Genomic DNA, 12,424 nt, shown 5'->3' with positions numbered 1-12,424 from the left:
TTTAGGTAAATTAAATGTACCATTTTAGTGAGTGAGACTCTTTTTGTCGGATTTTTTTACTTTTTAACCTGTTTTTTTCGAAATTCGGATGGTGTCATTGATGTATAATTTTTAAATGCACGATTGAAAGATGTTTTACTTTTAAAGCCAGAATCAAATGCAATACTTAAAACTTTTGCGTCTTCATAGTCTGGACTCATCATCAATTTTTGTGCTTCTAAGATGCGATAGTAATTAATGAAATTGTAAAAGTTTTGATTAAAATTATAGTGCAAAACTTCTGAGAAATGATTACTACTTAGACCTAATTCTTTTGCCAAATCTGATTGGGTCATCTCAGAATTAAGGAACGGCTTATGTTCTTTCATGAAATCAATAATTTTCTTCTTTAACTCTTGGCGTTTTTCTGAAGTAAGTGATGAATTCTGATAGGGTTTTAAATTAGTTGTATTGGTTTTATTTATCTCTGGAATTGCTTTAAGGTCTTCATGTTTTAATTCTATTTTTTCCTTACGTTTAATAGAAAAGTAAAATATTATAATTAATAAAAGTATTATACCAATTCCTGTAATGAGCAGTCCATCTTTCGTTCTACTTACTTCGCTCAATTCTTGTTTGTTCTCCGCCAATTCATTGCTCTTGAGAAGTATTTCATTACTTAAATCCGCATTAGATGCATCCTTTTTGTCTTTCAGAAATTTATTTCTAAGTTTGACATAGTTCTTTTGTTCATAAACAAAGGCCTTATAATCACCTTTTTGTTCATACACTTTAGCCAAATACTCGTGGGCGAACATCTGAGTTTCTAGCAATTGCTTTTCTTCGCATAATATTTTACACGAATTTAAATATTCTAGAGCCGTATCTATTTTCTGTAAGTGAAAGTATGCAATTCCGTTATTCAATAGAAATGAAGCTCTTTTTTTTATAGGTTTATTGGTTAATGAAAGTTCAATTGCCTCTTCATTAATTTCTATAGCTTTTGGATAGTTTTTTAATCCAATATGAGCATTACTTATATTGTTAATAGCTGATAAAACAATTTCTTCATTATTAATTTTCTTACCTAGAGTTTTAGCCTTCTTAGCATAAATTATGGTACTTTGATAATTCTCGTTTTTCACATAATTATTAGCAAGACCAATAAGAGCCGCAGCACGTATTCTATCAGAATTTTCATAGGTATCGAGCAGTTCTAATACATTTTTTAGATAAGAAATTGATTTGTCATAAGATTCAATATCATTATAAATATTACCCATATTAACCAATACAATAATCTTAGAACGAAAATCTTCAGGGATTTGCTCACATAATTCTAAGGCCTGGTGATATAACTCAATTGCTTTTAGTCGTTCACTTCTATTTTTATAGAATATAGCTTGGTTTGTTAAAGCTAAAACTTGCATTTTAATTAAGTTATGATCCTTAGCTATTATTAAAAGTGAGTCGCTATATTTTTTGTGTAATTCGTATTCGCCATTAGAATAATACTTTTGTAAAGTTTTTAGATAATATGATGTTTTCTCCTGTGCGAAATGAACTGAGTTTTCATTATTAATTTGAGAATTTAGAGTATTACTATATAATGATAACAGAACTAAATAAACGATTATACTAATTTTTGAACTAAACAATTTTTTAAGTGTATATAAATTAATTATAAAACACAAAGTTAGTTTAATTTTTAAGTATCTTTTCACTGTAAACAGTGATAAATGTGTACTACATCTTTCGCTCTTTAAAATCGGCTTCAATATGTTCCATAGCCCATTTAGCTATGTTTTTAGAGATTCTCCCTCTAAAAAGTGAAATTCCTTGTCTTAACCACCAATTACCTATTTTGCCTTTGAGTTCTGCTTTTAAAATTGCTTTGACTCTATTCTTTATTGGTTTTTCGAGTTTTTTAAATGCTTCTGTATTGAATTTCGGAAAGTCATCAACTTCATATTTAGAAGGATTGGTATCTCCATTTAATTTATTAATATCAGGAATAATTGGCATGTAGATTTTCTCACTTCCATCATCTTGCTCTATCTTTCGTTGAAAACTCTTTAATGCATTATCACTGACTCCATGAAAAAGATTATTAGGATCTTCTTTATCATATTCTAGAAAAAGAAAACCTCTAAGGAAATTTCTGGCGTTATCTCTCCCAAGGAAAAAGTCGTGCTGTCTGAATTTTACGTCAAGAAATCCACCAAATCCTCCCACTCCACCTGTTGCCAATGGTGGATGGTCTCTTAATTCTTTTGCTCCTGGTTTTAACTTTCTTGGAAACGAAATTAATTTAAATAAACCTACATCATAAGTGTCATTTTGCTTATTACGTGCTTGATTAAGAATTGTAGGTACTAGGCCTCCAAGAACACCCATAATACTCGAAATGTTATAGTTTGGTTGAGTGGTAATTTTCTCTTCAAAGAAATTAGGAAATGGGTCTATGAGTATGGTTCCATATTTTGGATTCTTTTTGTCGGGTTCTCCATGTTTTGATATCAGATGACGTAAAACTTCATCAAAAGGTTCGTTATTAATCGTACCACCATCGATTGCCGTAAATTGAAATTTTGATGTCTCCTCTGGATTAATTACGACATCCATTTCTGTATTAAAAGACTTTCTAGCTCTGAGACTATAGTTTAAATAATCTGAAGAAAACTCAGCATCAAAATAACGAGATTGCAAACCAAGCGGAAATGCTCCGGTGGCCTTTGTTACTTTGGCTAAAAAATCTCTTGAAAGCTTTTCGTGTGGCTGAAAAGGCAAATACTTTCCCTTATCTTCAGTTTCATTATAGTTCAGTTTAAAATGAGCAACTATATCATGACTATTCACATGATGTCCTGGAGTCTCATCCAAAAACTTAGATTGTAGTCTACTCATTTTAAGATTGTATCCTAATGGCCTAAGGCTTGTTAACGTAATCAATAATCTAAAATCTTTAGAAATATAATTAGGCAATTTACTTATACTTGCATCAGTTGGTAAGTCATTAAAAACACGTTCAGCAATGTTATCTATGGGCTTAGAATTTAATAAAGATGGAGCACCTTTTTCTTCTATATCTGAGGTTTCGAGCATTTTTTCAAATGTGGTCTTACTAGCATTTGAGCCATTAGAAAGATCCATATCATCATCTAAGAAGACCCAACTATCATAGAGAATATTTCCTGTTTTTACATTAGATACCTTTTTAACAGGTGTCCAATTTTCAGAACACATGGCTAAAGTAGAAATCATGCCTACCATACCACCTGCTGAAGCTCCGCCAATAGCATCTATAATAACATTGTGCTTTGGTATATTACTATCTGGATTATTGGCTTGCTCTTTTTTAGCGTTTTCCCATTCTGAGAGTGCTTCTAATATATAATCCATAAAACCTGCAGTATATGCACCTGCAGACACTGCTCCTGCCATAGACAACCCAAGATAAAAAGTTTGTTTACTCATAATAATATATCGTTTACAGCTAGCCTATCTGATAGCCTAATAATTAAACAAGATAATTTTAGTAAGGCAATAACAAGAAATTAGTAAGGGAATATTTAAAGGTATAATATTTTAATAAACAGAAACAGTTTTTAGTATCTAAATTTATAAAATGAAAGCTACAAAAATATAGTTGTATATACAACTATATTGATTACCTTTACTCTATGAATACTGAATTTCCATTACTAGAAAATTGTAATCCTATCACATGTTATTCAGGAAGAATTATGCGAATAGACAGGATTATATCAAATATTTTTAGAGATCACATATCTAATTTCGGATTAACGAATAGTCAGTTAAGTATTTTGTTTTATACGTCTAAGAAAGGGATTGTATCACAAAGTTTATTATCTGAAGTATTATATTTAGAAAAGTCTTCTGTTAGTCGGAATATGAAACGTTTATTACAGGCTAAATTACTTCAAAAGACAAATTCAAGACAAATAGAAATAACGCTTAAAGGTAAAAAACTATTAGAGGATGTGATCCCTGAATGGAATAAGGCCATGGAAAAGGTAAATTCAATTTTAAAACCGGAAGGTCAGCATGCATTTGATCTTATTTACAATAAACTAACTAAATAAAATACTATGATAGAAGCTGGATACATTTTATTGACTTTATTAATGTCTCTGATAATTTTATTTGTATATAAATATGCATTAAAGAAAATTAACAAGGGTTCTAAAACAATAAATAAAAATCTTACTTATCTGGCTTTAGGGATTCTAGGTTGGTTTATATATGTGTTCTTGATAACTAAATCTGGACTTCTTGAAAACTTTAGCTTTCCACCTAGATTTCCAATTTTCGTAATTTTCCCACTCTTTACCTTCACAGGTATTGTGTTATATAAAAATAGAAAAAGCAAGATGTTCTCAGTGATCCCAGAATCTTGGGCTGTTTACTTTCAATCGTTTAGAATCTTTGTAGAACTGCTTTTTGTGGCTACAGTTGGTATAGGTTTCTTACACCCTGAGGTTACCATTGAAGGTTATAATTATGATATGGTTTTTGCTTTTACGGCACCAATAATTGGTTATTTAGTTTTTAATGCAAAGAAATTACCGAGAAAGGTCGCACTAATATGGAACTATATAGGTTTGGTCGTTCTTGCATCAATTATTGGTTTATTTATAACTACAATATTTATTCCTTCACTTTGGGGAAGTGAAATATCATTAGCACCTATGGAGATTGTAAAATTTCCATACATATTAGTTGCAGGATTTTTAATGCCGCTAGCAGTATTTGTTCATGTATTTTCAATTATTCAATTATCAGGAAAAAATAACTCAAAAAAAAGCCCTGAATAATAATTCAAGACTTGATTATAACTTATTTTAAAAAAAGTACTAATTTGAAGCGACTCTATCAGTACTCAAGACTATATCGTGTTGCGCTACCAAAATTCCATCTTTTTCTTTTGGAGTTAGAATTCTTGAGGTATCACTCTTTTTAGCAATTCTTTTACGACAACGTTCAGTTAATAATGGATCTTCATCAAAAAGAAATGTGTCTAATTGATATACTGGCAAAGATGGTTCTTTCACCATTGGAAATATTTGTTGAAGCTGGTTGTATCTTCTATCATTTCCAGGAATAAAAGTATAAATTGTGTACTTTCCGTCCGTATCAGTCTTTACCCAACTTCTGTGCAAAACGTATCGCTCATCTCCTGTTTTTCTTAATTCAAAATCACCATTTTCATTTGGTTGCTCTATAAATAAGATGACATCACTAGCTGGTGTTGTACCATCGGCTTGATAAATAGTACCTGTTAATTTTAATTTATTGGTTTTAGATCTATAATCTGGAATAGTATCCGTATTATTTATAAATTCTTCTGAACGATCATAAATTGGACTGTTAAAATCTGAATCTGATGATGACTCTTGTGCTAAAGCAATACTAAATGCACTGCAGAAACATATTAGGGAAAAGAACGTAATAAGATTTTTCATTAGGATAACAATTTTAGGTGTTACCAAATTTCAACTATTTATTCTATAATCTCATAAAAATCTTACCAATGCTAAATATTTAGGATAAACTGAAAATTGACTCAAATAATTACGATGAAATACATAAATATTTCAATTATATCATGGATATAAAAACTGAAATGAATATTCTCATATAGATTCGTCTAATTGACTTGTAATTCATATGAATTCAATAGAGTAAGAATTTATTAAATTTTTTGCGTTAATCACTTATCTAAAATTTTTAAAGTAGAGCCATAGAATAATTTTATATTATAATTTTGTGTCATTTTTTACACCATTTTTATTGTCTAAAAAGACAAAATGCGTTAAAAACACCCATTAGCAATTCATCGGTTAAAAACGCTTTTTATCCAGTAAATACGCAGTTTATCTGTAATATTTGCATTTCATACGGAAAATAGTTTTGCAAAAAATGCTCAAATAAAGTTGGTTTTTTTAAATAATTGTATAGATTTGCTCCATCATGATTAATTTAAAATACTAAAAATGAAAACCAAATTTACCGTATTTAGTGCCATTTTTTTTCTAATGATAACTATGGGTTATGCTCAAAAAAAAGAGGTGTCTCAGAGCATAATTAGTGGTAAAGTAAACATATCTAAATACCACAGCCGAGAAGAACTAGAAAAGAAGCCAAAAGGTGATTTACTTACTTTATATATTGAGCGTATCGAAGTTATTGTAAATATTTTGCCAAATATTGCGTTCGCCACTAAGCCGGGAGTTACTATGGAATCCTTAGGAATTCCTGAAACGAAGGACAACAAGAAAGCCTTAAAAGAAAATATTGAAGCCTCCGATGATTATTTTGAGAGTACTATTGAGTTTCAAAAAGAAATATTGCCTTATTCTGATACTTCAGATTTAATAGCTGCAATTCTATTTTATGAGTCCACTCTTAAATCATTGCACACCTATGAGGATTTCAAAAGAGATTAGTTAGATCAAAATGTTGCTTATGTATTGTTAAAAACCTCGATGTATTTATATATCAAGGTTTTTTTTTATCATTAATGCGCCAACTTGAATAATTACTCTAAGACATGAAAAAATAAAAAAATCGACAAAATGTAAATATAAGTAAGAAAAAACTTGTTATTTGTATTATATATTGTATTTCATCGATATTATTTGTATTTCATAGGAATAGTTCATATGTTTGGTGTCATAGATTAAAAGCCCATTATCTAAAAAAATATAAAATAAACGACTATGAATAAAATTACTCTGACTACGCTTTTACTTTTTTTAGTGTTTGGCAATCTGCCTGCACAACAAGAAAAAGGAATTACTGGTTATGATAATTGGCTAGAGTCTTGGACTGATTTTAGACCCAATAAGGCTGATTATAGTGAACCTACTGAAATACTCAGCGGAAATATTTCATCAAATACAACCTTGTACAAAAGAAACACCTATCTTTTATTGGGTGATGTCTTCGTAACGGATAGTACAATACTAACTATAGAACCTGGTACAGTTATTATTGGTGATTTTAAAACCAAAGGTTCTTTAACTATCAGTAAAGGTTCCAAGATAATTGCAGAAGGAACGGTTACAGATCCAATCATTTTTACATCTAGTAGACCCGATAAAAAACAGGGTGATTGGGGAGGGCTTTTTATACTCGGTAGTGCTCCAATCAATTCACTCGGAAAAGTTTCATCATTAAACTATGGCTTAAGTCCTTCATCCACAGAGATTATAAGTTATGGTGGTGATGATTTATATAGTAACTCTGGTATCTTAAAGTACGTAAGAGTTGAGTTTGCGGGTAAGAAAACTAAAGAATTTGGAAATTTTAGTGGAATTACCTTAGCTGGTGTTGGTCTTAAAACAACCATATCAAATGTAATGGTAAGTTATAGTGAAGGAAATTCTTTTAATATACTTGGAGGAGAAGTTGTGATAGAAAAGGCTATTTCATTTAGATCTAAAGAAAATGATTATAAATTTAATTATGGTGTAAGGTGTAATCTTGTCAATTCATTGGCTGTAAGGTCACCTTATATATCTAGTCCAGACGGATCGAGATGCCTGTACATTAGTTCTTACGACCTTAAAGAAGAAACTGATACTTCAAAAGAAACATTTGTTAATGCAGAAAATCTAACACTTATAAATATAAGCAATGATTTAAAAGGGGATATTAGCGTTGGCTTAGTGCAAGAAGCTATATATATTGGTCCCGACGTTTCTGTTAGCATTAACAAAAGTGTGATTTCTGGTTTTAATCCTGCTATAATTTTAGATAGTAAAATTGCAATCAACAATGAAAATTTAGCGAAGATTAAATTTACACGTTCATACTTTAATAATTGTAATGGTAATATTTTTAGAAATGAATATGCCAATAACGACGACTTAGAAAGTTGGTATGGTAGCAGAGCTTTTGATAATGTATATTCTAAAGGCCCGGACTCAGAAACCTTTATCAATTCAGAGAATTACAAACGTCCAGATTATAGATTAAGAATCAATAAAATATTTGCTTCCAACGAAGTTGTACAAGACGAAAAACACTAAAATGATGCTCCTAATTTGACCCCAAAAACAGAATAGACCCCAAACTATAGAATAAATTATATTAAAACCTACTAAATGCTTTTTCTTACTACCGCAAAGAGATTATTATGTGTCGTATCTTTTCTTGTTTTTTTTCTACAAGAACAGGTTACTGCGCAAATAGTTATTGGTACACCAAATCTTGGTTTTAGTCAAGCTTGTGCTAGTGAATCATTTAATACATATAGTACGACATTTATATTTTCACCTGAGTCTAGTGTTAGTTCCGCTAATCAATTTAGCATAGAACTATCTGATGCTGATGGTGATTTTTCAAGCCCTACCACAGTTTTTATATCTGCTGCAGGTGCCATTACCACATCTCCAGCAACATTAGATTTTTCTATACCAGAGGATACAGCTGGCGAAAACTATCGAATTAGAATTAAAAGTAGTGCTCCTAATGCAACAAGTTCTAGATCAGTACCATTTGCTGCTTATTTTAAAAGTCAAGATTCACCGTTTACAATAAACAACTTAGTATCTACTGGTGCATATTGTACTGGTGGAAGTTATTTGTTAACAATAGACAATCCAGGCTCAGGTTCTAATGACTCTCCTCTACTCTACCCAAACCTTACCTTTAAATGGTATAAAGAAACAAGCCAAACAACATCAGTTTTCGTTGCAGATGGCCCAACATTAGCTGTTAATAGTGAAGGGACCTATTTTGTGGAAACTAATTATGGTAGCTGTACTTCAGATTCGTTTTCTAATCGTGTAACTATTAGTGAGGCAGTTGCTGGCGAGGCCAACGCAACCATAGCTTCTAGTTTAGGGAATCCATTTTGCCCGGAGCAAGGTGCTACAACTTTAAATACAATTGGTGGAAATTCCTATCAATGGTATAAGGATGGAGTTATTATACCAGATGCTACTAATCAAATGTATCAAACAATTGAATCAGGAACTTATTCAGTACAAGTAAATTTAGGAGATTGTTCTGCTTCTGGTTCAATAGATTTAGAAAGTGAAATATTTGATAGTTCAATAAATGTAAATGAAGTCAACCAAATATTATCAGATGAATCATTAATGGTATTTGTGACGACAACAGCCAATAGCCCAGAATTTGTTTGGTATAAAGATGATGTATTAATTGACACTGCGACCGATGGAACTTATGAAGCTACAGAGTTTGGAAACTATAAGGTAATAATAAATGAAACTGTAGGGTGTGAAGCTTCGATAGAATACAATTTCATAATACAAGAAGCTCAAGACCCTTTTCCAGATATAGAAAATATCCCGAATGTTATTAGTCCAAATGGAGATGGCATAAATGATACTTGGGTATTACCTGCGGCATATGTTACTGGTACTAATACTGAAGTTAAAATTTTAGATGAGCGAGGACAATTAGTATTTCATACTATAGCATATGAAAACAATTGGCCTGAGAATCAAGTAGAGTTAACAAGCATTAATGTTCTTTACTATTATATTATAACAACACAAAATTCAGAAACTAAAAAAGGTTCAATAACCATAGTGAAATAGAATGAAAACGCGTCTTTTGATCATATTAATAACGTTCTGTTTTATACAGATTTGCTTTTCTCAAGAAGATGACGGAGTAGTTTCTTTAGATTTACCTATAAGAAACTCTTTGGTGTTTAATCGCTTTGCTATCAACCCAACGTTTAGTTTTGTAAGAGAGCAGAATAAATATTTTAGTATAACTAACAAAAGAGAATGGGTGCAATTTAACGATGCTCCTGAAACGTATTTTGGCACTTATTCTGGTCGCTTCGCAGAAAACATAGGTGCAGGACTCGCAGTTTTTCAACAAAACTATGGTGTTTTAACTACTTTCGGTGGTCTGCTTAACTTCGCCTATAATGCAAAATTAAATACCAATAGTAACCTAACATTTGGTCTAAATGTAGGAGCCTATAAAAGTGGCGTTAATACGGCTAATGTCATCACTAATTTCGATGACCCATCATTTCAAAACGTGCCATCTAATTTACTACTAACTGTAAATCCTGGTATCAATTATGGAACTGAATTTTTAGATTTTGGAATTTCGATAAACAATATTGTATTATACAATTTCGAATCTTCGACACTAATTCAAGATGACCCAAGACAGGGCATTCAAGCACATGTAATGCATACTGGATATTTGAGTGGACGTGGTTTTTTTGAAGACACTAAAGTTTCTGCTTTGTTAAAGTCAGAATTTAGAAAAGACGAAACTATTATTTCTGGATTAGCTATGATTAATGTTCCTAAAGGACTCTGGGTTCAGTTGGGATATAATAATGTATTTGGAGTTTCTGGCGGTTTAGGAATAAATGTTACACCAAATATTGCAATAGAATACAATATTGAAAAGGCTATTGGAGATATGATAGATTTTGGATCTTCTCATAATATTACATTAGCCTATAGATTTAAGTCAAATCAAAATTACAATTACAGTGGTGATGATGATGTAAGTGGACTTTTCTCCAAAAAAGGTCCTAAAAGAGCAGTTGTAAAAGCATCTAAAGTTGAACTCGAAGAAATTAGAAAGAGAGCTGCGGAAAGAAAAACCCAAACAGAACTAGACATAAAAGCCAAGGAGAAAGCTGCTGTTGAAGCTGATGCTAAAGAAAAACTGGAAACAGAAGAGAAAGCAATAAAAGATGCTAAAGAAAAGACTGAGCAATTAGAAAAACAGAAAGCTATAGAAGCAGCAGAGGCTAATGCCAAAATTGAAGAGGATAAAAAAGCCAAGCTAAGAGAAGAAACGAGAGCTAAAATTAGGGCGAATCAAAAAGCCAAACGAGAAGCTGAAGCACAAGCCAAACTCATTGCTGAACAGAAAGCTAAAGAAGAAGCCGTAGCACAAGCTAAACAAATTGCTGAACAGAAAGCTAAAGATGAGGCTGAAGCTCAAGCCAAACTCATTGCTGAACAGAAAGCCAAAGATGAGGCTGAAGCACAAGCTAAACGCATTGCTGAACAGAAAGCTAAAGATGAGGCTGAAGCTCAAGCTAAACAAATTGCTGAACAGAAAGCCAAAGATGAGGCTGAAGCACAAGCTAAACGCATTACTGAACAGAAAGCTAAAGATGAGGCTGAAGCTCAAGCTAAACAAATTGCTGAACAGAAAGCCAAAGATGAGGCTGAAGCTCAAGCTAAACAAATTGCTGAACAGAAAGCCAAAGATGAGGCTGAAGCTCAAGCTAAACAAATTGCTGAACAGAAAGCTAAAGATGAGGCTGAAGCTCAAGCTAAACAAATTGCTGAACAGAAAGCCAAAGATGAGGCTGAAGCTCAAGCTAAACAAATTGCTGAACAGAAAGCTAAAGAAGAAGCTGAAGCACAAGCCAAGCGCATTGCTCAACAGAAAGCTAAAGAAGAGGCTGAAGCACAAGCTAAACTAATTGCTCAACAAAAGGCTAAAGATGAAGCTGAAAAACAGACTAAACTGATTGTTGATCAGAATACCGAGGAAGAATCAACTGTAAATCCAAACGACAAACTAGGTAAATCAATGCTTAGTATAGAAAAGGAAACTGATAATTCTAAAATTAAACAAGCTGAATTGCTAAAACAGTTTGATGATATTGTTGAAACTAAAAATAAAGATCTAAAAGATTTAAAAGAAGAAAATGATCTAAGCGACCAAGGTATTATCGTACAACCAAGACCTTTTAAGAGTGTAACAGCCGAAAACAATGCTTTAAGAAGTATTAAATCTAATTTAGATGAAGTCATAGAAGCCCGTACCGAAAAAATTGAGGAATTAAAGGCATTATATGAAAAGCGTACTAGAATCAAGAACACTGAATTAGATGAGGTCAACCTCTATTATAAAAAGAAAATAAAGCGCTTGTCTGAAGAACAATTAAAAGCAATCGATACCAGATCAAAATTAGTTGTAAAGTTAGAATCGATTAGAGCGGCTACGGAATTTGAGAAGAGACGCCGTATTAAACGTGCAGTATTTGATAATGAAGAAGATAGATATTCACAAGGTCGATCAAGGTTAAGAAATATTATAAAAACAACACCATTACGTAAAACACCATTAAAAGTTGAAGATTTTGATTTTGGTGAAGAACAAGGAAATAATATCAAAATTATTAAGAATGTACAATACGTCGAAAGTGGTTACTATTTGGTCCTTGCGGTACATAACAATGTTGAAAAACGTAATGACTTTTTAACTAAAGTAGTTGCTTCAGGAAGAAAAGATATTGATTTCTTCTACGATGTCGGCACAAGTAAATATTATATTTATTATGAAAAATTTAGTGATATTCAAGCCGCAACTAACGCTTTAAAAGCAAAAGGAAATAGATCGTATAATCAAAAAATGTCAATAGTAAAAATTGAAAATAAATAATAGTTAA

General features: G+C 31.7%; 9 protein-coding genes. 6 read left to right on the top strand and 3 right to left on the bottom strand.

Annotated elements, in window-relative coordinates:
• Positions 1-56: 56 nt before the first annotated feature.
• Positions 57-1,409, bottom strand: coding sequence for a tetratricopeptide repeat protein (locus SJY34_RS02790; protein ID WP_400078698.1), 1,353 nt, complete (start codon positions 1,407-1,409; stop codon positions 57-59).
• 316 nt (positions 1,410-1,725) lie between these two features.
• On the bottom strand, positions 1,726-3,456 hold the full coding sequence (locus SJY34_RS02785; protein ID WP_400078696.1) for a patatin-like phospholipase family protein: 1,731 nt from the start codon (positions 3,454-3,456) through the stop codon (positions 1,726-1,728).
• A gap of 206 nt (positions 3,457-3,662) precedes the next feature.
• Between SJY34_RS02785 and SJY34_RS02780 the strand changes: the two genes are divergently transcribed.
• Positions 3,663-4,085 carry a MarR family winged helix-turn-helix transcriptional regulator gene (locus SJY34_RS02780; protein ID WP_400078694.1) on the top strand — a complete coding sequence of 141 codons (423 nt, stop codon included), beginning with the start codon at positions 3,663-3,665 and terminating at the stop codon, positions 4,083-4,085.
• 6 nt (positions 4,086-4,091) lie between these two features.
• The gene (locus SJY34_RS02775) at positions 4,092-4,817 is read left to right on the top strand and encodes a hypothetical protein (RefSeq protein ID WP_400078693.1); all 726 of its coding nucleotides are present in this window, start codon (positions 4,092-4,094) and stop codon (positions 4,815-4,817) included.
• Between the two features lie 39 nt (positions 4,818-4,856).
• Here the strand turns inward: SJY34_RS02775 and SJY34_RS02770 are convergent, their stop codons facing one another.
• Positions 4,857-5,465 carry a hypothetical protein gene (locus SJY34_RS02770; RefSeq protein WP_400078691.1) on the bottom strand — a complete coding sequence of 203 codons (609 nt, stop codon included), beginning with the start codon at positions 5,463-5,465 and terminating at the stop codon, positions 4,857-4,859.
• A 531-nt stretch (positions 5,466-5,996) separates the two neighbouring features.
• On the opposite strand from SJY34_RS02770, the gene SJY34_RS02765 reads away from it, so the two are divergent.
• The 4 genes from SJY34_RS02765 (at position 5,997) to SJY34_RS02750 (ending at position 12,417) form a co-directional block, all read left to right on the top strand.
• Positions 5,997-6,449 (top strand): hypothetical protein, encoded by a 453-nt coding sequence (locus SJY34_RS02765; protein ID WP_400078689.1) that lies wholly within the window; start codon positions 5,997-5,999, stop codon positions 6,447-6,449.
• Positions 6,450-6,722: 273 nt separating this feature from the next.
• A complete protein-coding gene (locus SJY34_RS02760; protein ID WP_400078688.1) occupies positions 6,723-8,036 on the top strand; it encodes a hypothetical protein in 1,314 nt (437 codons plus the stop codon).
• A 75-nt stretch (positions 8,037-8,111) separates the two neighbouring features.
• Positions 8,112-9,575 carry a gliding motility-associated C-terminal domain-containing protein gene (locus tag SJY34_RS02755; RefSeq protein WP_400078686.1) on the top strand — a complete coding sequence of 488 codons (1,464 nt, stop codon included), beginning with the start codon at positions 8,112-8,114 and terminating at the stop codon, positions 9,573-9,575.
• Position 9,576: 1 nt separating this feature from the next.
• On the top strand, positions 9,577-12,417 hold the full coding sequence (locus SJY34_RS02750; protein WP_400078684.1) for a PorP/SprF family type IX secretion system membrane protein: 2,841 nt from the start codon (positions 9,577-9,579) through the stop codon (positions 12,415-12,417).
• Positions 12,418-12,424 lie beyond the last annotated feature (7 nt).

It is taken from the genome of Winogradskyella sp. R77965 (assembly GCF_044594915.1).
Lineage (GTDB): Bacteria > Bacteroidota > Bacteroidia > Flavobacteriales > Flavobacteriaceae > Winogradskyella.
The sequence above is the reverse complement of the archived record's forward strand: the minus strand, read 5'-3'. Positions and strand labels throughout refer to the sequence as shown.